This is a genomic window from Sedimentibacter hydroxybenzoicus DSM 7310, from assembly GCF_013403245.1.
GTDB classification, from domain to species: Bacteria; Bacillota; Clostridia; order Tissierellales; family Sedimentibacteraceae; genus Sedimentibacter; species Sedimentibacter hydroxybenzoicus.
The window spans coordinates 477,593-502,266 of the sequence record NZ_JACBNQ010000001.1 but is presented as its reverse complement, the minus strand read 5'-3'; the positions used below and the strand labels follow the sequence as shown (position 1 = coordinate 502,266).

At 34.0% G+C, this 24,674-nt stretch carries 27 protein-coding genes; 3 read left to right on the top strand and 24 right to left on the bottom strand.

What is annotated here, in order from left to right; translation table 11 throughout:
* Positions 1 to 6 precede the first annotated feature (6 nt).
* The gene (hutH, locus tag HZF24_RS02445) at positions 7 to 1,536 is read right to left on the bottom strand and encodes a histidine ammonia-lyase (RefSeq protein ID WP_179236661.1); all 1,530 of its coding nucleotides are present in this window, start codon (positions 1,534 to 1,536) and stop codon (positions 7 to 9) included.
* 322 nt (positions 1,537 to 1,858) lie between these two features.
* On the opposite strand from hutH, the gene HZF24_RS02440 reads away from it, so the two are divergent.
* Positions 1,859 to 2,293 carry an Lrp/AsnC family transcriptional regulator gene (locus HZF24_RS02440; RefSeq protein ID WP_179236660.1) on the top strand — a complete coding sequence of 145 codons (435 nt, stop codon included), beginning with the start codon at positions 1,859 to 1,861 and terminating at the stop codon, positions 2,291 to 2,293.
* A 59-nt stretch (positions 2,294 to 2,352) separates the two neighbouring features.
* Here the strand turns inward: HZF24_RS02440 and HZF24_RS02435 are convergent, their stop codons facing one another.
* Together HZF24_RS02435 and HZF24_RS02430 are read right to left on the bottom strand one after the other, a co-directional pair.
* Positions 2,353 to 2,820: an FMN-binding protein gene (locus HZF24_RS02435; RefSeq protein WP_246345916.1), complete on the bottom strand. Its 468-nt coding sequence runs from the start codon at positions 2,818 to 2,820 to the stop codon at positions 2,353 to 2,355.
* Between the two features lie 111 nt (positions 2,821 to 2,931).
* Positions 2,932 to 4,632, bottom strand: a complete 1,701-nt coding sequence (locus tag HZF24_RS02430; protein WP_179236658.1) for an FMN-binding protein — start codon at positions 4,630 to 4,632, stop codon at positions 2,932 to 2,934.
* A 314-nt stretch (positions 4,633 to 4,946) separates the two neighbouring features.
* Here HZF24_RS02430 and HZF24_RS02425 point away from each other — a divergent pair, with 314 nt between their 5' ends.
* Positions 4,947 to 5,576: a flavodoxin family protein gene (locus HZF24_RS02425; RefSeq protein WP_179236657.1), complete on the top strand. Its 630-nt coding sequence runs from the start codon at positions 4,947 to 4,949 to the stop codon at positions 5,574 to 5,576.
* Between the two features lie 36 nt (positions 5,577 to 5,612).
* Here the strand turns inward: HZF24_RS02425 and HZF24_RS02420 are convergent, their stop codons facing one another.
* The 9 genes from HZF24_RS02420 to HZF24_RS02380 all read right to left on the bottom strand — a co-directional run bounded on the left by HZF24_RS02420 (position 5,613) and on the right by HZF24_RS02380 (position 14,366).
* Positions 5,613 to 6,989, bottom strand: a complete 1,377-nt coding sequence (locus tag HZF24_RS02420) for a HesA/MoeB/ThiF family protein (protein ID WP_179236656.1) — start codon at positions 6,987 to 6,989, stop codon at positions 5,613 to 5,615.
* Between the two features lie 35 nt (positions 6,990 to 7,024).
* Positions 7,025 to 8,161: an ABC transporter permease gene (locus tag HZF24_RS02415; RefSeq protein ID WP_179236655.1), complete on the bottom strand. Its 1,137-nt coding sequence runs from the start codon at positions 8,159 to 8,161 to the stop codon at positions 7,025 to 7,027.
* A 68-nt stretch (positions 8,162 to 8,229) separates the two neighbouring features.
* The gene (locus HZF24_RS02410) at positions 8,230 to 8,928 is read right to left on the bottom strand and encodes an ABC transporter ATP-binding protein (protein ID WP_281372236.1); all 699 of its coding nucleotides are present in this window, start codon (positions 8,926 to 8,928) and stop codon (positions 8,230 to 8,232) included.
* A 7-nt stretch (positions 8,929 to 8,935) separates the two neighbouring features.
* Positions 8,936 to 10,168: an efflux RND transporter periplasmic adaptor subunit gene (locus tag HZF24_RS02405; protein ID WP_179236653.1), complete on the bottom strand. Its 1,233-nt coding sequence runs from the start codon at positions 10,166 to 10,168 to the stop codon at positions 8,936 to 8,938.
* A gap of 237 nt (positions 10,169 to 10,405) precedes the next feature.
* Entirely contained in the window at positions 10,406 to 11,188 is a 783-nt protein-coding gene (locus HZF24_RS02400; protein WP_179236652.1) for an EcsC family protein, read from the bottom strand.
* 17 nt (positions 11,189 to 11,205) lie between these two features.
* A complete protein-coding gene (locus HZF24_RS02395; RefSeq protein WP_179236651.1) occupies positions 11,206 to 11,568 on the bottom strand; it encodes a VOC family protein in 363 nt (120 codons plus the stop codon).
* Between the two features lie 10 nt (positions 11,569 to 11,578).
* Positions 11,579 to 12,196, bottom strand: coding sequence for a hypothetical protein (locus HZF24_RS02390; RefSeq protein ID WP_179236650.1), 618 nt, complete (start codon positions 12,194 to 12,196; stop codon positions 11,579 to 11,581).
* A complete protein-coding gene (locus HZF24_RS02385; protein ID WP_179236649.1) occupies positions 12,196 to 13,074 on the bottom strand; it encodes a hypothetical protein in 879 nt (292 codons plus the stop codon). The genes HZF24_RS02390 and HZF24_RS02385 overlap by 1 nt, the downstream gene beginning before the upstream one ends.
* Before the next feature lie 86 nt (positions 13,075 to 13,160).
* Entirely contained in the window at positions 13,161 to 14,366 is a 1,206-nt protein-coding gene (locus tag HZF24_RS02380) for an MFS transporter (protein ID WP_179236648.1), read from the bottom strand.
* 153 nt (positions 14,367 to 14,519) lie between these two features.
* Here HZF24_RS02380 and HZF24_RS02375 point away from each other — a divergent pair, with 153 nt between their 5' ends.
* Positions 14,520 to 15,143, top strand: coding sequence for an SIMPL domain-containing protein (locus tag HZF24_RS02375; RefSeq protein ID WP_179236647.1), 624 nt, complete (start codon positions 14,520 to 14,522; stop codon positions 15,141 to 15,143).
* Positions 15,144 to 15,323: 180 nt separating this feature from the next.
* On the opposite strand, the gene HZF24_RS02370 is transcribed toward HZF24_RS02375, so the two are convergent.
* From HZF24_RS02370 to HZF24_RS02315, 12 genes are all read right to left on the bottom strand, one after another.
* On the bottom strand, positions 15,324 to 15,992 hold the full coding sequence (locus HZF24_RS02370; RefSeq protein WP_179236646.1) for a hypothetical protein: 669 nt from the start codon (positions 15,990 to 15,992) through the stop codon (positions 15,324 to 15,326).
* Between the two features lie 56 nt (positions 15,993 to 16,048).
* Positions 16,049 to 16,435, bottom strand: a complete 387-nt coding sequence (locus HZF24_RS02365) for a HEPN domain-containing protein (protein ID WP_179236645.1) — start codon at positions 16,433 to 16,435, stop codon at positions 16,049 to 16,051.
* Positions 16,422 to 16,787: a nucleotidyltransferase domain-containing protein gene (locus HZF24_RS02360; protein ID WP_179236644.1), complete on the bottom strand. Its 366-nt coding sequence runs from the start codon at positions 16,785 to 16,787 to the stop codon at positions 16,422 to 16,424. The genes HZF24_RS02365 and HZF24_RS02360 overlap by 14 nt, the downstream gene beginning before the upstream one ends.
* Positions 16,788 to 17,104: 317 nt before the next feature.
* The gene (locus tag HZF24_RS02355; RefSeq protein WP_322790709.1) at positions 17,105 to 17,350 is read right to left on the bottom strand and encodes a type II toxin-antitoxin system RelE family toxin; all 246 of its coding nucleotides are present in this window, start codon (positions 17,348 to 17,350) and stop codon (positions 17,105 to 17,107) included.
* Positions 17,334 to 17,567 carry a hypothetical protein gene (locus HZF24_RS02350; RefSeq protein ID WP_179236642.1) on the bottom strand — a complete coding sequence of 78 codons (234 nt, stop codon included), beginning with the start codon at positions 17,565 to 17,567 and terminating at the stop codon, positions 17,334 to 17,336. The genes HZF24_RS02355 and HZF24_RS02350 overlap by 17 nt, the downstream gene beginning before the upstream one ends.
* Before the next feature lie 51 nt (positions 17,568 to 17,618).
* Positions 17,619 to 18,473 carry a metallophosphoesterase gene (locus HZF24_RS02345; RefSeq protein WP_179236641.1) on the bottom strand — a complete coding sequence of 285 codons (855 nt, stop codon included), beginning with the start codon at positions 18,471 to 18,473 and terminating at the stop codon, positions 17,619 to 17,621.
* 38 nt (positions 18,474 to 18,511) lie between these two features.
* Positions 18,512 to 19,249 (bottom strand): hypothetical protein, encoded by a 738-nt coding sequence (locus tag HZF24_RS02340; protein ID WP_179236640.1) that lies wholly within the window; start codon positions 19,247 to 19,249, stop codon positions 18,512 to 18,514.
* 189 nt (positions 19,250 to 19,438) lie between these two features.
* Positions 19,439 to 20,437, bottom strand: coding sequence for a nucleoid-associated protein (locus HZF24_RS02335; protein WP_179236639.1), 999 nt, complete (start codon positions 20,435 to 20,437; stop codon positions 19,439 to 19,441).
* On the bottom strand, positions 20,434 to 22,074 hold the full coding sequence (locus HZF24_RS02330) for a hypothetical protein (RefSeq protein WP_179236638.1): 1,641 nt from the start codon (positions 22,072 to 22,074) through the stop codon (positions 20,434 to 20,436). The genes HZF24_RS02335 and HZF24_RS02330 overlap by 4 nt, the downstream gene beginning before the upstream one ends.
* A 12-nt stretch (positions 22,075 to 22,086) precedes the next feature.
* On the bottom strand, positions 22,087 to 22,857 hold the full coding sequence (locus HZF24_RS02325; RefSeq protein WP_179236637.1) for an ABC transporter ATP-binding protein: 771 nt from the start codon (positions 22,855 to 22,857) through the stop codon (positions 22,087 to 22,089).
* A gap of 29 nt (positions 22,858 to 22,886) precedes the next feature.
* A complete protein-coding gene (locus tag HZF24_RS02320) occupies positions 22,887 to 23,429 on the bottom strand; it encodes a GNAT family N-acetyltransferase (RefSeq protein WP_179236636.1) in 543 nt (180 codons plus the stop codon).
* Positions 23,430 to 23,453: 24 nt separating this feature from the next.
* Positions 23,454 to 24,494 carry a S66 family peptidase gene (locus tag HZF24_RS02315; RefSeq protein WP_179236635.1) on the bottom strand — a complete coding sequence of 347 codons (1,041 nt, stop codon included), beginning with the start codon at positions 24,492 to 24,494 and terminating at the stop codon, positions 23,454 to 23,456.
* Between the last annotated feature and the right edge of the window lie 180 nt (positions 24,495 to 24,674).

Genomic DNA, 24,674 nt, shown 5'->3' with positions numbered 1-24,674 from the left:
TTTATTTTAAAATTTTATTTCTCCTATACCTTTTTCACATACATCTATAATTGTTCCGTCGATTATTAATTCTTCACATTTATTTATATCTTCATATAGAGGTCTGTCTTCTTTTAACACCGGTACATATTCTCTAACCTTATTATAAACAGGTGCCGTTCCTGCTCCCAATCCATTATTCGTTCTTAAATCTATTCCCTGACAAGCACACATAATTTCCATCGCAAGCACTCTTCTTACATTTTCCATTATTTCCTTTGCCTTTCTTGCTGCTATAGTCCCCATGGAAACATGATCCTCCTGATTAGCAGATGAAGGTATGCTGTCAACGGAAGCCGGATGCGCCAATACCTTGTTTTCCGAAACCAATGCTGCCGCAGAATATTGAACAATCATAAAGCCGGAATTTAAGCCGCCATGTTCAACTAAAAATGCGGGTAATCCGCTTAAAGCAGGATTTACTAACCTTTCTAATCTTCTTTCAGAAATATTTGCAAGCTCTGCCAGGGCAATACCTAAGAAGTCAAAGCTTAATGCCATCGGCTGCCCGTGGAAGTTCCCCCCCGATATCCCTTCTCTCGTTTCAGGGAATATAATTGGATTGTCGGTAACAGAATTTATTTCTATTTCAACTCTTTCTTTAACATAATTTATTGCATCCTTGCTGGCACCATGAACCTGTGGCGTACATCTCAGAGAATAAGCATCCTGCACTCTTCTTTCTCCTTGCTTCGTTGTCATTTTACTTCCCGACAAAAGCTTAAGAAGTATTTTTGCTGTATCCATTTGGCCCTTATGAGGTCTTACCTCATGAACCTTATGGTCCAGAGCATCAACGACACCATTATGTGCCTCAAAGCTTAAAGCAGCAGCAATATCAGATGTTTTAATTAAATTCAATGCATCGTAAACTGTCAGGCAGCCCACAGAGGTCATTACCTGCGTTCCATTAATCAGTGCAAGACCTTCCTTAGAGGTAAGCGTAACAACTGGTAATCCTGCTGCCTTCATTGCTTCCGCACCGGACATAGTCACACCGTTATATTCTGCCGAACCTAAACCAATCATCGGAAGAACCATGTGTGATAATGGAGCTAGGTCGCCGCTTGCACCCAATGAGCCCTTTTGAGGAACTATCGGATGGACTCTTTTATTCAGCATGTTAATCATTGTGTGCAAGGTTTCAAGCTTCACACCCGAATAACCTTTTGCAAGATTGTTAATTCTTAAAAGCATTATTCCTCTGACTACTTCTGTTTCAAAGGGATTACCCGCACCCACCGCATGGGTAACTATTAAGTTTTTCTGTAAAAGCTCTGATTCATCCTTTGAAATTGAAACATCACTGAATTTTCCAAAGCCGGTTGTTATGCCGTAAACAACGTCTCCGTTTTCCACAAAATCATCTACTATTTTTCTTGAGCTTTTCACTTTTTCCATTGCAGTTTCCGACAGTTCAACCTCGTAATAATTCCTGCAAACTGATACAACCTCTTCTATAGTCAAATTATTTCCCGTAATTATTACCTTACTCATATTATCCTCCTAATTTTTTATGTGATTTAAGATATCACAGCGAAATCGCAGCTTAATCACAAATTTGTTCATCGCTGTAGCTCCAACAAATGGTGGTAGCACCATAAAAAAAGAACAAATTTCAGCATACACAAAATATACTAAAATTTGTCCCCTCACATCTTATATCTTTAGCCAAATTTTATTAATTTAATTATAATATAATAAATCTTCATTGTCAAGAAACGTTAACATTATTATCGTTATTAGCTTGCAATAATCTTAACTTTATGCTATATTTAAAATAATTGTAAACTAAAACCATAAAATATAGAGGTATAATATGGATTCATTAGATATGCAAATTTTACAAAACATTGAAAAAGAAGGACGTATATCACACGAAGAACTGTCAAAGCGCTTAAACTTGTCGAGACCGGCAATACACAACAGGGTAACCAAATTGGAGGAACATGGTGTAATTTCGGGATACAGGACGAAAATCGACTGGGTCAAGCTCGGGTATACTACAAATGCCCTTATTTCTCTGAGAGTAAGAACCACTAATTATGACAAGCTGCTTGAACAGTTGAAAACTCTTGAAATAAATAATTTGGTAATAGAAGAATGCCACATTGTTACCGGAACATGGTGTATTATAATGAAAATAAGATGCAAGACACCTATTGAATTGAAAGCTTTACAGGATCAGCTTCATACAATAGACAGTATAAAAGAATCATCAACATCATTGATATTATCATCTCTATATGATTAAATGCTTAAAAAAACCAGCCCATGCTGGTTTTTTCGTATATACTTCTCTTTTGTAAATTTTTACTTTCTTCCTTCTAATGCTTTATCTACCGCTTCCTTTATGGCATTACTTGTAACAGTTGCACCTGATATTGCTTCTACATCTGTAGAATCAGCTTCTTCTATTTTTTCCGGAAGCTGTTCAATGGCATTTGTTCCTACACCCGGAGTTTCTTTTTCTCCCATGACCTCAACAGATACAATATCTTCACCGTTAACCATTACCGTAACCGTGACTTCTCCTCCATAACCTTGAGCAGATCCCTTTAATGTTTCCGTATCTCCTCCTAAATCCCCATTTTCCGGCAAATCCACTCCCGTATTTCCATTCAGGTTATTTTCACCATTGCCCGGTGTTTCTTCTCCGGGAGTGTTTGTTCCCGGATTATTGGTATCCGGATTATTGGTACCAGGATTATTATTGTTATCTGTACATGCAGCCATGCTAAAAAGCATTAAAAAACTAATTATTAAAGCTAATTTTTTCATATAGCCCTCCATAAAATATATTTTTAATAGTATAACCAATATTATTTTTTAATATTATAAAAAGCTCTTTAATCAATTAATTAAAGAGCTTTTCGTAAATTCAATAAATATTTATTTAACTGTTAAATCAATTTCCACACGATTTTCAAAAGCTTTTTTGATTGCTCCGACCAAGTCACCATGACCGTCATTCAAGCTCATAGTAGCTGCTGATGTTACATCTGCAAGCATTGCTTTTTCATCGTCGCTTAACGCATCATATTTTTCTTTGTCTTCAGGTTTGTCAGAACCATCCTTTAACGGTCTTCCGTTTAAGTCAGAACAGTATTTTTCAAACCATTCTTCAACTTCGTCAGCTGTTTTACCTATGAATAATTCTTCAAATTTATCCATTTGAGCTTCCCAAGTACCTGTGCCCATTACATAACCTTCGCCACGGTCTCTCTTAGTTACCCAGCCTTTAATTTCATCCAAGAAGCTGTCATCAGTAACTGTGATAGTACCATCAACTTTTTCGTCGTGGTTTTCATCATTGTTGTATGACTGTCCCGGAAATCCTGTAAAGTGAGGCATTGAAGCTCCATCATAGTTTGGAGTTGCCACTTCTAACTGATCAACATATAAAGCTGCTATTTTACCCTGTCCGTCAAACAAAGCATTGGCAAAAACTTTATTTATACTATAAACCGAAACACCTGTATCATCTTTGCCCGGTCCTAAACGATGCAATGGTAATACTGCGGTTCCCATTGATGCAACTTCTCTGACTTCTTCTAACGGCACTCTGTTTTCAAATGATCTTTTAATAGCTGTAACAATATCACCGTGAGGATCTTTTAAGCTCATAGTAGCCCCGGAAGTAACATCTGCAAGCATTGCTTTTTCTTCAGCAGTTAAAGCATCATATTTGGCTTTGTCTTCAGGCTTATCAGAACCGTCCTTTAACGGTCTCCCGTTCAAATCGGAACAGTATTTTTCAAACCATTCCTCAACTTCTTCAACAGTCATGCCAACAAATGTTTCTTCAAATTTATCCATTTGTTCCGACCATGAACCGGCTCCCATCACATAAGAAGCACCGCGGTCTCTCTTCGATACCCAGCTGTTAATTTCAGCTATGAAGTTTTCTTCTGTATCCTCTGTTTTTCCGTCAACCTTTTCATCATGGTTTGAATCATTATTGTATCCGCCTTGTCCCGGGAAGCCGCTGAAGTGAGGCATTCCCTCTCCGTCATAATTCGGAGTTGCAACTTCTAACACATCAACTGTCATCGCAAGAATTCTTCCTTCCTGATCAAATAACGTATGTGCAAATACATCATTAAAACTGAATACAGGTGTATCTGTATCATCTTTTCCCGGTCCTAAACGACCCTCACTTGCAAAACCAAATCCCTGATATACTTCTGCAGCTACTACAGCTTCAGGTTTTTTGTCTTCTTTAACTGCTGCTGTCGGAGCCGGATATTTAGCGGGATCTAACGCATTGTTTACCGCATAAACAATTGCTTCACTTGTAACTGTCGCTCCTGCTACAGCTTCAACATCCGTTGAATTAGCATCTACAATTTTAGCAGGAATTTCATCAACTGCTTTTGTACCTATTCCATTTGTTTCGGTATGGCTGTCAACCACAACATTCGTAATCTTGTCCCCTTCTTTTGTAACGGTAACCTTTACTTCACCGGCAAAGCCCTTTCCTACTCCGGTTAATGTTTCAGCTTGTCCGGCAGGCGCCTGAGTTTCTTTAGTACAAGCCGCTACACTCAGAATCATTAGCATACATAATACTATAGATAATATTCTTTTCATTTTACCCTCCAAGTATGTTAATTCTTGTATTAAGTTGCACTGAACACCATAACAATTTTGCAAAACACATAGTCGTTTGTTAAATAAAATGCATATTTTATTACGATGCTGCAACTTGACTTCATCATAATAGCATCAAAAAATATTAAAGTCAATATAACTTTATTAATATTATTTAACATTTGTTATTATTGTTGTTAAATAAATAATTAACCTTTATATTTATATTTTTATTATCTAATCAATTTATTCACCGGCTTGTAATAATATAATTTTTTTGATATAGTATAATAAATATATATCAGGAGGAAGAAATGAAGGTAGTTGCATTTAACGGAAGTCCTAAAAAGGAAGGAAATACATATGAAGCAATTAAACTGGTTGCAGAGCAATTGGAAAAAGAAAATATAGAAGTTGAAATAATTCAAACCGGAAGCAAAAAAATACTGGGCTGCACTGCGTGCAATTCATGTTTTAAGATGCGTAACGAAAGATGTATCATTGATGATGAAGTAAATGAATGGATACAAAAAATGAAGGAAGCAGATGGAATAATATTTGGTTCTCCTGTTCATTTTGCTTCAATAACAGCTACTATGAAAGCTTTTCTTGACAGATCAACTTATGTGGGAAGTGCAAACGGCGGATTATACCGACATAAGGCAGGTGCCGGAATAACAGCGGTAAGACGTGCCGGGGGATTACCTGCTTATCATCAGTTGATAAATTATATAGGTTATTCGGAAATGTTAATGCCTACATCAAACTATTGGAATGTTATCTTCGGTCAAAAGCCCGGAGAAGCTGTCCAGGATGATGAGGGAGTTCAAATAATGCGCGTGCTTGGAAAAAACATGGCATACTTATTGAAATTGAAAGAACTTGGCGAAGGAAAAATTGAAAAGCCAGAACCGGAAAAAAAGGTATATAAAAATTTAGTTTAATCATATCAATGCACGTACTGACCTAATATCATTTTTTTATGATATTAGGTCATCTTTTTTCCCGCAAACATTACAATTTGGGTTTTTTTCTAAATTTATTATATTAAACTCCATTTCCAAGCCATCAAACATCAATATTTTATTTTTAAGAGTAACTCCGATGTTTGCAATAACCTTTACAAGCTCTATCGCTTCGATAAATCCCATCACTCCGGGTATTGCCCCTAAAATACCCGCTTCAGTGCAGGTCGTACCCCTTGTATTCACATCAGGATACAGACATCTGTAGCAATGTCCTTCACCTGGAATGATTGTAGTGTTAGTTCCGTCAAAACTTAATACCCCTGACTCGATAACAGGTTTTTTCAACAAATAACTCGTATCATTAATTATATATCGTGTCTGAATATTATCAACGGCGGCTATTACCGCATCATATTCTCTTATTGTATCTTCGGCATTTTCTAAGTTCAATTCCAAAACATGAGTAATTATATTAGTGTTATGGTTAATGTTTGAAATAAAAAATTTTGCAGATTCAGCTTTAGGGGCTCCGATTCTTGAAACCGAATGTAATATTTGTCTGTTCAGATTACTTGATTCGACTTTATCCGAATCCAATAAACCTATTGTACCAATCCCTGATACGGCAAGGCCAATAGCTGCCGGAGATCCTAATCCGCCGGTGCCGACAATTAAAACCTTTGAGTTGTTAAGCTTTCTAATTATTTCTTTTTTACTCAATGATATATTATTTTCTATATTGAATTCACAAATTGCCGCTTCGTACCGGTCTTGATTAAAGTTGCTGAATTCCATCGTAAGCAAATCAAACATTAATAAGTTTTCATGAATTTTACCGATATTAAGTATGAGCTTAACACATTCAACCGAGCACAATGCACCGGAAAAGGAAGCTATAAGTAAATTTTTCTCTTTATTATAACATTTCCCGCCGCCTGCAAATTGTATATATTCATTTAAACGCTCCGGCTCGATGAAGGCTTGAAGAGTTCCCTTCCATTCATTAACCCCATTAACCATAGATATAATAGTTGGGACAAATTCATTTTTATTAATAACATCCTTGATAAAGCTTATGCTGCCGATTATAACTCTGGCATCTGCGTTATCTGCAGAAAAATTCTCATTGATAATTTCTATTGAAACGTCATTGTTTAAATCCTCAGCATTATAAAATAAAGAGTCATATCCCAAATCATCTTTTAAATGGCATAATATTTTACCTATTCCCATTGCCGAAAGGTACAATACCGCAGTCGTGAGATTATCTGTATTTTCTCCATACACCGATACGGTAGATTCAAGTAATTTCTCCTGACCCTTCACATTTATTTCCGGCATGACGATGTGTCTGATGTAACGATTTATTTGCTCTTTTGATAAAATCATGAACCACCTCTGCACTATTATATATCTAAATTATATTATTCATATCTTAAAGCATTAATAGGATCTGCTTTTGCAGCTTTTTTTGCAGGGTAATATCCGAAGAATACTCCTATAATCATAGAAAAGGCTACTGCTATAATTATGGAAATCGGGTTAACTACTATGGGCAGCGATATTATGGAACCGCCTAACATTACTAATCCGATTCCGGACATTGTTCCGACTACGCCACCGATTGCCGAAAGTGTTGCGGATTCTATCAGGAACTGAAACAGAACATCCTTAGTTCTTGCACCAAGTGATTTCTTTATACCAATTTCCCTGGTTCTCTCAGTGACAGAAACCAGCATAATATTCATAATTCCTATTCCACCTACCAAAAGCGATATTGCGGCAATACAGGCCACGGCTATTGACATACCGCCAACAATGCCGTTCAACGTCTCCTGGTCTTCCTCAACGGTATAAAACATATAATTTTCATTGCTTCTGTTTTTAAGCTTTGCAATATAGGATACTATTTCATTTCCGACATCGCTTACTGGTTGATTTTCCGCTATAAATATATCTAATCCGTAAAATCCATAGTTTGAAGGAAACGCCATCGTATACGGCACATAGCTTTCTTCATACGGACTTTGTCCCTGCAGAAGAGATAACACCGGCGATTCTTCATTTTTATACACACCGACTATCAGCAAATCCTCCATGTAATTATTTATTTTAACTCTGATAACCTCTCCTGTTGCATTTTCTCTGTTAAACAACTGCAAGGCTGCCTTTTGCTCCAACACTATAACCTTGCTTTTTCTGTCCACATCACTTTTATTTATCATTCTGCCGTACAGCATTTTGACATGCTGCACCTTATCAAATCCGCTGTCAACACATATCATGTTTAATTTAACGGTGTTCTTCTTGACAGATACGTCACTTCTCAATGATTCGGAAGGACCTAAGTATGTAATTTTATCTCCGAATCTTTCTTTAACAACTTCCAAATCATCCATAAAGAAAAAGTCCGTTGAACGAAATTCCTCTATATTATAAACATACATATATGCTCTGTTCTTTCCGATATCCTTATAGATATCATCCATAACACCTTTCATGCTGTCACCGATCGATACGATTGCTATTACGGAGCTTATGCCTATGATTATTCCCAACATAGTAAGAAGAGAACGCATTTTATTTGATAAAATTGATTGAAATGCAATCTTAATATTTTCTAACCAAATTATTTTAAAACACCTTCTTTCTGACTATCTTCTATTATTGCACCATCCCTGAATACAATCACCCTGTCAGCAAACCTTGCTATTTCAGGCTCGTGTGTAACTAAAATTACACTTGTTCCATCGTTATTTAATGATTTGAAGATTTCCATTATATCTTCTGATGATTGGGTATCTAAGTTACCTGTTGGCTCATCCGCTAAAATTATCGGAGGAGTATTGGCTAAAGCTCTTGCTATTGCCACTCTTTGCTTTTGTCCACCCGACAACTCGTTAGGCAGATGATTAACTCTGTCACCAAGTCCCACTTTTTCTAAAAGTTCCATGCTTCGCTGCTTTCGTTTAGATGATTTCACCTTGGCATAAATCATGGGCAGTTCAACATTTCTTAAAATATTAGTTCGGGGTATAAGATTAAATGCTTGAAAAACAAAGCCAATTTTTTTGTTTCTGATTAATGACAAATCATCCTGCTCCTGCTTGCTTATGTCTATTCCATCCAATAGATATTCTCCGGACGTAGGTCTGTCCAAGCATCCTATTATATTCATAAGTGTAGATTTTCCGGAACCGGATTGACCCATAATCGCAATAAATTCGCCATGCTCTATTTCTAAGTTTACATCTTTCAATGCATGAACTTCAACAGAGCCGTTTTTATAAATTTTATTTAAATTCTTTATCGATATCATTTTACTCATATTTACCCTATTCTGCTTCTTTATTTGGTGTTACTGTCATGCCATCCATGTAGCTTAAGTCTGGATTAACAACAACATTCATTCCTTCAGTAAGATCCGCACCATCTATTACTGTTTCCAAATCGGTTTCAAGACCGGTTTCTACAATCACTGATTTTAAAGTGTTATCCTCGTTTAATGTAAATAATTTAAATTTATCATTTTCATCCTGAAGCAATGCTCCCGACGGCACGGCAAATACATTTTCTTCTCTGCCAACCTTAATTCTTGCCGAGGCAATAACCCCTGCTATTAAGTTGTCAGGTTTTTCAGTAATGTCTATAACCACAGGTATAACTCTTTCCATTGCATTATTATCCTTTTGCTCTGCGGTCGGTGATATTCTTGCAACAACCCCTTTGGCAATACCATCTTTTAAAACGTCGGAGTATATTTCAACTTCCTGGCCTATATGTACTTTCTCTATATCATATTCGCTTATTGATACCTTCATCTGCAGCTTATCTAAATTTTCAACCACGAACATAGCTTTTTCGTTTTCGGTATCTCTCGCGTATCTGCCTAAATTTACATTTACTCTCGTTACCGTTCCATCTATGGGACTCTTTATAAATACTTTTTCTAAATCCTTCTTTTTCTTTTCTAACTCTTGCTTTTGAATTTCTAAGCGTTTCGATTCTGACGGAGATGATACAATTTTACCGTCAATCGCATTATAGCTTTCCAAATTCTTTTTAGCATCATTTAAGCTGCTTTCTATTTTGTCAAAGCTTTCCTGTGTAATAATTTCATTCTCTAATAATTCCTTGTTAACATTGTAGCTGTCTTCAAGCTCTTTTATTTTAAGCAGTGCTTTATCATACTCTATCTGCATTGTTTTAAGCTTATCCTGTAATTCTAATTCAGCTAAAGCAATTTGATTTTCTTCTGATGTAATCTGTTCCTTTAATTCTTCACTGTCTAAAACGACTAGTACTTGATCCTTAAGAACAACGTCGCCTTCCTTTACCTTTATGTCTATAATTTCATAATTTAAAGGCGATACAACATCAGCTTTTTCAATACCTTCCAATGGCGCTTTTACAGATATTGTCTGCTCGATTGATTTTCTTTCTAAGGATACGGCATTTACAAAGACCTCTGCAGCTCCTTTGTTTTTATTCAGCGAAATTATAATCGGAACAGCTAAAATCACAATAAAAATAATTATAAATCTTTTCTTTTTAAAAATTTTCTTCATTTCCATCTCCTAAAAATAAATTCAATTCAATACTATCAGAATAATTCAATAAGTACCATATGTCTGTCTTACACTTTATCATCTAATCTTACATTTCTGTAAGGTTAAAGTAAATGCTTGGCAAGTTAAACACATTATACCTTATTATAACACGATTTTATATTAACCGTATATTATAAAAAGCTTAAATTTTAATTAAAAAAGCAAGGTTACCCTTGCCAAGGCTCTTGAAAAGGCTCACCTTCTGTTATGAAGATACCTTTTCTTGTATTTAATTGAAGCGTATTCACTGATTTTGTTGATTATTTTATAATTTGTTATACTTCCTAAAACTCCGACAACAGGAATACCCTGGATAAATTTTGAGGTAAGCATTGATTCGGATATTATTCTTGCGGTATGTATTATTTCTCTGTCCAAATCATAAATAATATTTATATGATTATCAATTTTATCTGCTAATTTATCAACCTTTAAATTATATTTTTGCTGAGTTTCACCGGATGTAAGTGCTCCCTTTATTATGTTTAACACATAAACCTTCTCTTCTTCCATTTCGTACATAAATCCATAACTTAAGGATATTTCATATATTGTTTTTAATATCATAGCTGTAAACAATGGTATGTCAGGCAATCCTATGCCCAGAAATCCCAATCCTGCACCTTCGATGGTCGATATTGAAGTGTTTAAAAATTTGCTTTTTTGAGCATGCTTATCTATTTTCTTTAATGCACTTTTATCCGGTCTTTTCGATACATGATAATCATTGACATTGTGGTTAAACTGTATTTTATTTTTATTATACAGCTTTTCTATATATCTAGTTCCCTTTTCAAAAACAATCTTAAAGCTTTTATAAAAAGCTGTGTCAAGAGTATCCTTCAATGACTTTGGAACTTTCGATTCAACTTTATCAACTAAAGGCTCCAATTTTTCTTCAATGATATTCTGTTTTCTATTTAAGATTTTTTGTTCTTTTTTGTTCAACCTATTTAAATGCTTTTTAATTATATCCATTAACAATCTCCGATAATTTATGATTGTTCGGCAAATTGCACCTTGTATCCGTTAGGATCTAAAAATATAAAATATTTGACATTTGGATTCGGTTGTAACGGTTCGTGAACTATCTCATAACCCCTTTCCTTAACCATATTATAAGCTTCATCCAAAGATTCAACCTTAAATCCCATAGATACACCATTTCCGGGATTAAAGCCTTTAAATTTTTCACTGCATATAATTTCCAGCTTGGTTTCACCTTCGCCTAAAAAAGATATTTCCATACCGGGTCCGGCATTAAACCTATCTGACAGCTTAAGCCCAACCACTTCCTGATAAAATTTTAATGATTCCTCCATATTTCTTACATGAATTGTAGTCCACAAAAATTTCATACTTTTCCTCCTAATTATTATCATCCTCTAAATTTTCATTTGGCATATTTATTTCATACCCCATTGTCCCGTTATCAAAAATCTTTTTTATTCTTCTGATAACAGTAATATAATAAATGCGTACTATTAAATAATAGACGACTATTATCAATGCAATAGCTGAATTGGATATATTGAATATATTAAATGTAATCGACATAAAAAATAAAGCAATAATGCATAAATAAGTATAGTTTCTCTGAATTTTATACGTTTCTTCTTCATCCTCCAATTTTTCCATATCCTTAAATATTGAAGCAGTTCCTGATAAAATATTAAATTCCATCACTAAATTTGCTGCACTTACCAACAAAGCAATTCCAATATTAAAAACATTATTATTAAATATTTCGTAGCTTCCGCCGCTTACGAATGCGAGAATTGAAGTTATTAAGGTGTATGCTCCTAATATGTTTGCAATGACGGCGGCTAATTTAAACGAATCATGCTCGTATTCATTTTGAATTGCACTTAATCCTATGCTTATTAAAAAATATCCCAAAAAATCTGGCAAAATATTTACAGGTCCGAGATTTATGTTGAAAACAACAAATATTAATCCCCAGAAAACTTTATTATATCCCTTCATTATTTCACCCCTCTGTATCTAAGGTAGTCAATAATTTCTTTTTCAGAAGATATAACCCCTATAGGCTCGTAGTCAAGATTGTATAACAGTTCATAGCCTTTATTGCCTTCCGAGTCTGTAATACTGATTATCTTTATCACATCGTACACATTGTACCTTCTCATGTCATTCAAATCATCATATATGTAATTGCTGTTAAAGTTTATATACTCCCTGGAATTAAAACTCATGGGATATTGTATATCTTGTTGTTTCAAATTATTCACTGTCATTTCAAGGAAACCTTCAAGCTCATCATCAAAGCTAGATTCAATATTATTAATATAGATATCCTTTAAAACTCGTGTGTACAGCTTTGAAGAAAAATCACTGGATGAGGACGAAGAACTGTCATAAAAGAACTCGTTTAGCTTGAAATTCTTATGCAGAACAATTTTTCCTATATCCACATACTGAACATCGCCGTTCATATATCTTATTTCTGCTTTATCTAATACAATACTTTCTTCTTCTCCGCTAGATAAATCTTCATCCACATTAATGAACTCAAAGTATAATATTTTATAATCATAGTGAGCAAATTCATTTGTTCTGTCATAACCGTTATCATTATTCCATACATTTCTTAAAGACACATATGCAAAGTTCTCAGGCAATTGGGGGAACTCTATTCCTGTAATTTGTCTGTCATCATTGGAATTTGTAATTAAATGTATAGACTTAACTGACCTTCTATGTATATGCGACTCATAATAATGTTTTAAAAAAACAGGTTCTTTCAGCACTAAACTCATAGAATACAACGCACCGACTACGTAGGATATAATAATAAGTATTAAACCAAGCTTTAATATAGAAGCATTTTTTATATTTTTCACTGACTGAAGCCCTCCGATTAACATATATTTATTTTATCATATATTCAGAGAATTTACAGTAAAACTTTGAAATTAGATTTTATTACTTATTTTCCGGCTTCTAAAAGTATTTTATTCCTTGAGAAAAATACGGTTAAAATGACTAACAATGATCCTGTTCCTATCATCAGCCATTCAATTCTTACGAAATCGGATACAGGACCGAAAATCAACATTCCAAAAGGCATCATAATACTTGTAATCATACTTAATATGCTGAATACTCTTCCCAAATAATCGCCCTCCACTTTTTCCTGCAGAAGCACTATGGCAGGAGTATTAAGGATAGGCATTACAACCCCGAATATCCCCATTACAAAGATATAAGGCCAGAAGCTTGGAATTACACCGAACAAAACGGTACAAAAACTCATAACATAACATGATAAAGCCATGGTATTAATTTTATTTTTGAAACCTCCCCATGATGCCATAAATATTCCGCCTGCCATCATTCCTACAGAAAATACTACCTCAAGTGCAGTTAACCTCCAGACGTCATCTCCGAAGCTTCTTGCAACCTGCAAAGGTGTTAAAAATGCAGGAGGTGCCAATAAAACATAAAAAACTGCTAAATAAGCAAAGTATACTTTAAGAAATGCATGTTCCCTTAAATATCTTAATCCGTCATATATGTCCTTAATATAACTTGTTTCCTGTTTTTCCAAGGCTCTTGAATGAGGATTAACCTTTAGGAAAAATATCATTATCATAACTGCAATTGCTGCCGTAACCACATCTATAAAAAATATTATCTCTAAGCTCGTTATTGACAGCAGTGCCCCGCTTACCATGGGAGACAGTAATGTTACCATTGATTGAATGCTCCCATTTGTAGCATTGACCTTCGTAAGCTTTTCCTCCGGAACTATCTGAGGAATAAATGCATTAACGGCAGGCGCTTGAATTGCTGAGCCAAGTGCCCTGACTGCAGATGCAACAAACAAAAGCCAGATAAAGTCGTGTCCGGCATAAAACAACATGGCTAATATAAAAGTTGCTGTTGCAATAAAAGAATCTGCTATGACTATCAAATTCTTTCTGTTATAACGGTCTGCCCACACACCGCCAAAAGGAGACAGTAAAAACATCGGAAGAAAACCGCATATTATGGAAATTGTCATCATGAATCCCGATTGTGTCTTTAATGTAATGTGCCACATAATTGCGTATTGTACCAAGGAAGTTCCAAACAAAGAAATTGTTTGGCTTGCCAAAAACAATACTATATTTTTCTTCCAACTGTTATTCATAAAACCTCCAAGAAATATAAGTCATTTTGATTCTTATTATTATTCTTATCTAATATAATATATATATTAATTTCATGCAATATTTTTCTGTTGATGGCAGCATTTATAAACCGGCATATAATATAAAGAAAAAATAATGAAAGGGGTTTATAAATGGTCAGACGTTATAATGATAATGTACATAACAAAACAATGACCCTTACCGGTCAGGGGCAAGTAACGGCAGTTCCGGATATTGCCGTAATTCGCTTAGGAGTACAGACAACAGGAGAAAACATAACAGGCATCCAAACAGATAATGCAAGAATGACACAATCCATAATTCAAGCTTTGCAGCGTATGGGAGTGAACAATATAAAAACATACCAATACACAATTGATAAACTATATGATTATGAAAACGGAAGGCAAATTGACAGGGGGTTTTCAGTAAGAAATATACTTGAAATCAGAACGAATAATCTGGATATGGCAGGAAGCATTATTGACACCGCAGTTAATTTAGGAGCAAATGTTGTAGAACTGATATCCTTTGATGTTTCTAACAGAGAGTATTATTACCAGCAGGCATTAAACGCAGCGATAAGAGATGCAATTCAGAAATCAAAGTCAATAGCCATGAGTTTAAACAGTTCATCTGAACCAATTCCTGTAAACATTGTGGAAAACAGTATTATGCCAATACAGCCCTTCAGATATGAGTTTGCAGCCTCTACTCCCATAATGCCGGGAAACATGCTTGTAGAAGCAAATGTGACGGTTGATTTCGAGTATTGATACTAAAAAAATTTGCTACGCAAATTCCGCTAGGGGGACCTATGTCCCCCTTCGGCGTAAAAATGCCGCTGCATTTTTACTGAGCACCCCCCTTAACGGCAAGGACGTCCCGTCCTTTGCAATCCTCGTTTTTCATACAATAGGAAAGAGAACTTTCCTATTGTATGAAAAATCCGGGATTTACATCCCGGATTTTATAATATTCGCAACCAATATTTCGTCTATTTTATCTCTGTCTTCAGCGTTTACCCTTAGCTTTTTATCTACGTTTAAATCATATAGCTTTGGCAGATTAACAGTTAAATCGTAATACGCTTTATTTTCTTTTTCGTGCAGTTCGCCCCAGTCAAAGCCTAAAATACCATCCCATTTATACAATGTACTGTTTACAAATATCCCATCCTCATAAATTATATTTTGCTTAAATCCAACGTAAAAATAATATATTGAAAATGAAATCATAAAAACAGCAAGAAACACATGCTGGGGTATATCCATTAAGTATTGAACCGTTACTAAAAGCTGCCCTACCATATTATTATTCAGAAAATATTCCCTTAAGCTATCGATATAAGCATCATCAAATATTTGAAAAAAGCTGTCAATATATTTACCTTTAAACGGTATATACGATTTCGATATAGCTCCATAAAGAAGATAAACCACTAATATACCCAAAATCAAGAACGATGCTGCAAACAAAATATTCATGTTGATATTAACTTTAAAATTTAACCTGATAAGCTCCTTATCTTTTCTTCGTTTTTCTTTTAATCTTATACTGTAAATTAAATAAAAAACGAAGACGATTACTATAACCGAAAGACTTAAATAAATAATTGAGTACATTGTTACACCTCCTCCATTATTATGCTATGAAATTTTAAAAGTAATATAAGAAACTTTTATTGTATTACTTTATTTACTTGCTCTATTATTTTTAGCAAGGAAGCATAGCATTTATTGAAATCTTCTGCGTTTGCAGTGAAGAAGTCACTTCCGGGATACTTGGCATCGAAATAATAATCCGTAAGATTTGCAAGTTCTTCTTCTGGTAGGATGAAATCAGGTATGTATCTGTGAATTGCTCTGTAAATAGTTCTTAGCGAATGAGATTTCAATATTTTATCCTTATCATCCTCAATATAAGACAGAGTAATTATGTGCTTTAATAATTTCTCTCCTATTTGCTGGCACGCTATGCAATGCTGGTTATAGTACGGTAAATCTTTAACTGCATTTAAATATTCAAAATCGTTCATTGCTATGTGATAATAATCATTTTGTATCATCTCTACCCCTCCTCCATAAAACAATTCTTCCTTCCAATATATTTTTTACTAATAAATCAGGTGCTTCTTCGTTAAAATCATTCATAGTTAAAAATACAATATCACAATTGTTTTCTTCCGCAATTGACCTAAGACCGCCTTTTACTCTCCTGTCAGGAATTTCATTTTCAAAAAGAAGATAAATATCGGTATCACTGCTGCAAGTAAATTTATCCTTTACTACGCTTCCAAATAAACCGATTTCAATCAAATCATCCATCTCCGCATTTAATACTTCCTGCAATACCGCTTCAGCATTTTGTAACAGCTTACTACGCAAATTTTCTCTTGCCTTTTTTAAATCCCTGTGCATATTTATCCTCCTTTCAATTACTATCTATATTATAATATTTTTTACAGATTTATACAACAGATATTCCGGTTAATAGTGTCTTCGACAATTATTAATTGCTTACAGGCAGATTAATACGGATTGGTTTATCCAAAGGCGTTTTGGGAGTTAATGTCCTTCTTAAAATAACCCTGCCGTCTTCCGGGTATTTTACGGTAATTAATGTTTCCATATGAGAATTGTACGATGAAGTACCTTCGCCGTCTAATCTGTATGAATTTCCGGCTGTATCCTTATAATAATAAAAAAAGGGCTTTGCAACCCTTAAATAATTTCTATTATAGATATTTGTATATATCCCCTCTGTTTCCAATGTTAAATACAATTATCTTATCGGAATTAATTGAATATATTATTCGTACATCACCTACTCTTAATCGATATAATCCTTCATATCCAACTAATCTTATAATATCTCCATTTGGAATTTTATATATGGCTTTTAACATTCTCTTTTGCTGTTCAATATTTTGTTTCTTCAAAAACTTAGATGCCTTGTTTCTAAACTCAATCTTGTAGTTCATTAGCATCTATCCCCAATTCTTCAATGAGATCTTCTATTGTCATTGTATCTTCATTGTTTGTTTGAGATTCCTTAATAAGAAACATATCAAGTTCATCCGGTTCTCCGCTGGGTATGCTTAAACCCTTAATTCCTTCAATAATTTTTACTAAATATGCAACCTGATCTTCCGGTAATTTGTCGATTAAATAATGTGCCTTTTTTCGTATATTTAACACCTGATCACCTTCATTCTTTTTCTTTAATTATATCTTATCTTTAATAATGAATCAATGCTTTATTACTTCACCATTAAATTCAACTACAATCAATTCCGGTCGGTTGAAAATTCTAAGCGGAAAAATACTGTTTCCCAGCCCTCTGCTTACAACCAGAGTTGTATTATCTTCCGTAATCATACCTTCCGAATATTTAGGAAAAAAGCCCTGATTCGGAGAGAGAATACCACCTATAAATGGAATTCTTATCTGACCTCCGTGAGCATGACCGCTGAAAACCAGGTCGATATTTATGTTTTTATATACTTCGAACAGTTCAGGTCTGTGAGAAAGAAGAATGTTGAATTCTGTGACTGAATTTTCATATAACCTTTTTAAATTGTTTTCAGCATAAATGCGATTTCTGTCGTTATTGTTATTTCCCTCAGTATACATCAAAGCAGGGTCTGCCAAACCCATAATACCTATTCTTTCTCCATTATGATTAAGCACCATATATTCATTATCCAAAATATGCACATCAAGCTTTACAAGCTCTTCTTTCAGATCATCATAGGATGTTGAAAGCTGTTCATGATTTCCAGATACATAATATACGGGAGCAACATTTACTATCTGACTTACAAAATCTACAGCTATATCGACTCTTGTACGCCTTCTGTCAATCAAATCTCCCGTAATAATTATTATATCGGGATTAATATCTTTAATTTTCTTATATAGGCTTTCATGAAAATTTTTGTTGTGCAAATCTGAGATATGTAAAATTTTGAAGCCATTGAAATTTATTGATAGCTTTGAATTTTTATATTCATATTTGGATACAACCACAGAGCTGTTTTGCCAAATAAAGAAAACTATCATAGCAAATATAAAAATTATAATAAATAAACAGTTGTTTTTCATATATTGTTGTTTTTACTCCCTAATGTTTTGAATTAATTTTATGTATCAAATTCTATATAATACAGTATATTTTCATCCATATCGTACAATGCCAAAGTAAAATTAAAAGAATGTCTGTTAAATAAATCTGTATCATCATAATTATCAATACTTTTACTGTGCCTGTCGACAAAAAGCCAGTAACCATTTTCAATATGGGGAATTTTAAATTTATCTGCTAAATTATATGAATACTCAATATTATTCTTAATTCCTCCATACATTATCAAATTAAGATTCTCTGATAACGGTAACATCCTCCAGCTATTCTTAATTTCAAGAATGGATTTTTCAGCACCTTTTCCATCAAGCTTAATTTTAGCATATGTACCTCCGTCACCATGAAATCCACCGTGAGAATCCTCATACTCTATGATTGAAGCAGCAGGTATTTCTATTTTCAAGGATTTTGAAATTTGTGTGTTAACAGACTTCGGTGAATAACATGATACTGACATTATAAAAATCATTAATAATATAATAAATAAGACAGCATATTTAAGATACTTGTTAACATGTTTAAAACTAATCGTTGTTAAGATTAGTCCTGCTGATAAGAGTCCCGCATATAAATATAATTGCACAGGTCCGCTTCCAAAATTATTGAACGGAAAACTGCCATTTATAATCCATATATAACGTTCATAGCTGCCATGAATAAACCAATACATTACGACGGGGCTGAATACTAAAATACCTCCAAGACAAAATATAACGTGCCATAATATTCTTTTCAATGTCAATACCCCCTTAATATCAGTTAAATTCATAAATTTGATTCTCGCTTCCTTTAATAAGCATAATACACTTATTATTGTTTGTCAATTATAATTTATCGTTTTGCGATAAATTATAATTGCATGCAGATTAGTATAATAAGATTGGTAAAATAGAAAAACCGCTGAAAGTCAACGGTTATATAGAAATTATTTATCCACTATACTATCTATATTTTTTAATATTATAGAAATTGTTCCATCGTGATTCGTTATAAATTCAACCTTTTCTTTATTGCTCAATATTTCATAGGGTATGTTTATTTCTATTCCTTCATCGGTAATTAATTTCTGCTTTGTTTTTATTTTGTTTGCATAATTGAAATTTACTTTAACTTCCGGTTCTTTTATACCCTTCATTTTTATTTCTTCGTTGTATATTTGTTTTGCTTCATTATCTTTAAATACCTTTTCTGATATTTCTTCAACATTGATATTTAATGATTCCTCCACGTTTTCTCTGATGATATTTTTCACCTGGCTTTTCATAAACATATCGTCATCATAATACTCTTTAATTATTTTATCGGTAGTTTCAGTAATTATTTTTACCTTTTCCTTGTCGGGTTTTTCTTCCTTGCATTCAAGCAAATGCTTTGAAATATAATAACATGGCTCATTATAAACCTGACACTTCTTCTCTTTTACAAATATATTGAGACTATTTAAATCCACAAATATAAATTCATCGATTTTTTGTGTTGCGGCAGGCAATGAACAAGGTTGTTCTATGATTATATTTTTAGTGCTCTCCTCTTGCTTTGTAAAATGAATGTACCCTTTTTTATAGTTAAGCTTAAGTATTATCATATAGTCCTTATTAAATACATTTGCCCGAACAAATAAAAGATCGCATGGTTTTATGTCAGGATTTTCAGATGATAGCTTAAAGAAAGCTTCTGACACAGAATTGGTAAATTTAATAAAATCATCTGTATTTAAATATTCCTTGACAGATGTTAAAAAGAACCCATCTTCATTGGTAAATTTGGTTTTCTTCAAATCCGCATCGTTGTAGCATTTAATTATATGCTTTTCTGTGTACTCTTTCATTTCATCATTAAATGACATCAGATTTTCAGAAAGAACCGGTATTCCTAAGCTTGTGTCAAGAATGTGTAATATTGCTTTAGTTATTGAAACGCTCATTTTGTCCCCTTAATATTATAATTTGGCATAAGAATCATCCAGCTTACAGGAAGTGCTATGATTAAAACACCAACATAAATCCATATATTAATTTTGCTGAATATAACATGTGGTGCTACAAAGCAGCCTACAATTGCTATAGAACCGATAAATCTGCCGAAATTTTTTGATTGATTGGATGCATCAATTTCTTTAGAAAACGGCAGTTCCTCAAACACAATTCTGTATATTACCGGTAAAATCACTAAGCTTGCCAGCATTATTACAAGTATATCATTTATAAACAAACCTTTAAATATAAATATATAAATAGCACCGCTGGCAAGCAATAGAGGTATAAACAATCTAAGTGTAACAGCCAGCAAAAGACCTGAATTTAATTCCTTAGTATTTTGAAACCCTGAGCTGTAATAAATGTATGCGCCTTTCCACGCTGATGAGTATTTGATTAACTCCAAGACTGACGGAAAAACCGTAAAGGTAAAGTACAAATACAAGTATTCATATCCACCTGCCGTGTTATCCCCTCTCACTCTCATATTGAACAGCATTATGACGGGGAATAAAACTCCGACAGATAATGCAGGATATATTTTTAACTTCAGGCTGCGGTCGCTTCTTAAAACCGCACATGCAAAATGATATGCCTGTCTTTTTATATTATTCCAAGCAAATAATTTCCCCATTAAAAATTCAACTCTGTGTTTAGCTCGTCTTTCCTTGCCTTCACCCTCTAATTTTAATAATAAAGATTCCATTCTTTTACTTAAGCTCAGGTATATTATAAAACAAACTATCGGTATTACGATGGACAATATGGTAAATATATATAAATACAATTCTCTTCCGCCGTTAAATAAAATTTCAAAAGGTGCCCCAAACCATAATATAGGATTAAAGTAATTATGCGGTTCAAATTTATATGCGATATTCTGAATTTCGGTAAAATCAATCATCCTTATTGCTATCTGATATCCTACGGTTACTAAAATAGTAAGCATTATTTGAATTAAATTAATGATGTTTCTTAGCAGTTCACCATCAAAAAATCTCAATATTAATAAATATATAAAAGCGGTTACCAAGAAAATCAGTAAATCCATCATCAGAATTTCTAAAATAAATATCGGAGCTGCAATGAATCCGTTCAACCGCACAATTGCCAACAAAGATGGACCGGCTAAAAACAAGTTGAGGCGAAACATGTAAATCAGTACATGCAGTACCTTTGACATTGTAACAACCTTGCTGTCTATGGGTTTTGGCAGCAATATTTTTTTATCCTTAGTATCCAATATTACATATGAAAAGTCTGAAATAAGATACATTGATGTCATAAAAAAGAAAGCCCCTGAAAAATATATCATTCGTATCATTTCATCTTTTATAAAATAAATTAAAAACGCTAATAAAGCACCAAAAATCAAATGCAGAAGATACCTTCTAATAAAAGATGTATTTTCTTGAGCATTTTCTTTCTTTTTTTGATTTTCAATAACAGGTGCAGATCTTGAATCTAATACTAATTTTGTTCTTAAAATAATTCGCATTACCTTATAATCAATGCCTATTTTTTCAAACAATCCTTGGAACTTGTCGAGTATTTTTAATGAAAGAAAATTATCCGTATTATTCATATACTGTCACCCCTAACTCATAAAGCTTGCTATAAACCTGTCTGCAAGCTCTTTATGGTCATTAAATCCGGTAACTTCATTAAAAATTGTTTCCAAGGTAGAATCGGATCGTTTTTTCCTTACATCCTCCATTGTTCCATCCATAACAATTTCACCTGCGTTTAAAAGCAATATCCTGTCACTTAACCTTTCAACCACCTCTAATATATGTGATGAATAAAATATGGTTTTTCCCATGGTTTTTAAGCCCTGCATTATTTCCTTAAATACAAGGACACTGTTGGCATCAATACCGCCCAACGGCTCATCTAAAAACAAAATATCAGGATTATGAAGCATACCTGTAACTATGGAAAGCTTTTGTCTCATTCCTTTGGAAAATGTATGAATTCTCCCGTAGAGCGCATCACTTATACCGAAAACCTCCATCATTTCCTTTGCTTTTGATACTGCTTTTTCCGAATCAATGCCGTAAAGCATACCGATAAAGCTTATATACTCATATGCAGTTAAATTGTCGTACATATCCGATACCTCAGGTACATATCCTATTCTTCTCTTGTAATCAATAGTACCCTTTGCCTTTTCACCGAATACATAGACATCTCCGTCATATTCGTCGATAAGCCCAAGGATGATTTTTATGGTTGTACTTTTACCTGCACCGTTTGAACCGATATAGCCGATAATTTCTCCGCTGTCGACACTGAAATTAATATCTCTTAAAACTTGCTTCTCTCCGAAGCTCTTGCTCACATGTTCTAATCTTAATACTTCTGTCATACTACCCCCAATTGGTAAATTATTTTTAGTTACAAATATAAATCCATCAAAATTTCATTGCGGTATGTACCGTCTACATTCGAAAAGTTTTTATGCTCACCGACTCTTACAAAGCCTAATTTTTCATAAAGCTTGATTGCATTGTCGTTGCCTTCTATGACACCCAAAAATATATTTTTTATCCCTTTATTTTTAGCAAAGGATATAAGCTCCTTCATCCCCGCTGTTGCGATTCCCATATGCCAATATTCCTTTTTTACAGAAATTGCTATTTCGGCATTGTGTGCAATTCTTTCTCTCGTTGAGCTGCTGATATGAGACATGCTGACAATATTATCGTCAATAAAGCCCAGGAGCATCAGCATATCAGGGTTTTCCTTTGCGTTTTTCAGATATTCTCTCTCCTGCTCCAAGGTTAAATGAAATCCATCTTTTCCAAATAAAAGATTATCACTTTCACCGCCTACGGCATTCAGATAAACAATCATTTTCTCCGCATCGGATTCCGCCGGATTTCTCAGCAATAACTCTTTTCCGTTTTTTAGCTTTATCACTTTTTTATAAACTGCCATAATATCCTTCCCCTCTCGTTATAATTATATTACACCGCTTTCCAATATTGAAAAAATGCTTTCTTCACAGTTGATTTCCGCCAACGCTCCGTAGGGTATCACCGTCATAGGCAGGGTATGCCCAAAGCTCACGTTGTAAAGAACAGGAAGCTCATTTAATTTCAATTCTCTTAAAATCTTATAAATGACCTCTTTGTATTCGTCATAGTATTTGTTGTTGTACGGTTTGCCCCAGATAATTCCGTTTATTTTATTTAAGATTCCCTGTGTCCCGTAATTTCTGAGCCAATATTCAACATAGGTCGGCTCCGGCATATCCTCGGATGTTTCTAAGAATAATACAGCACCCTTCCACACATCATCGCTTGGCCATAACGAAGTTTGTTTTGCCATTTCCAGCACTTCGACACATCCGCCTATTAATCTGCCCTGAGCAATACCGGTTCCCTGCAATAGTTCATATCCCGTATTTGGCTGCATTTTTCTCTCTGTGTATTTATTTTCTATAAGCCAGGGCACTCTTTCGCTGGTCCAGTATTCTGGGCTCTCAATTTTGCCTATGGGTTCATTTGAAAACAAAGTTTTATTAACATATTTTACTGTGTAGTCATGCATCCTTACATTTTCGGCAAATTCGTTCAGAACCGAAGCTCCGTAAAACGATGATAATCCTGCCTTCAAGCATATAAGATGCGTAGTTGTTGAATCAGAATAACCGATAAAAACCTTAGGATTGCTTCCTATTATATTAAAATCAATGTAAGGGAGCATTCTGATACTTTCTTCTCCCCCAATGCAAGAAAAAATACCCTTTATTGATTTATCGGAAAAAGCCATCATTAAATCTTCAGCTCTCTTCTTAGGATTGTTGTAAATAAATTCCGATCCCTTGAGTGTATGGGGCATTTCTACCACTTCAAGACCGAATATATTTTGTAGTCGTTCCTTTCCCTGCTCATATCTCCATAATATTTCATCATCACCGGCTCCTCCCCATGATAAGCTTACCGTCGCAACCTTATCACCCTTATTAAGCTTCATTGGTTTAATTAATTTAAAAGACATTTTTTCACTCCCTTTATTATTTTATTTTTATATTATATATTAATCATATTGCTGCTAAAAGCAATATCAGAAACAATAATCTTTAATATTATATAGACGAATTATAACATATTTTGTTCCTGCTTGCTTATAATTATGATAATATGATACAATTAACATACAATAGAATTAATAGAGGAG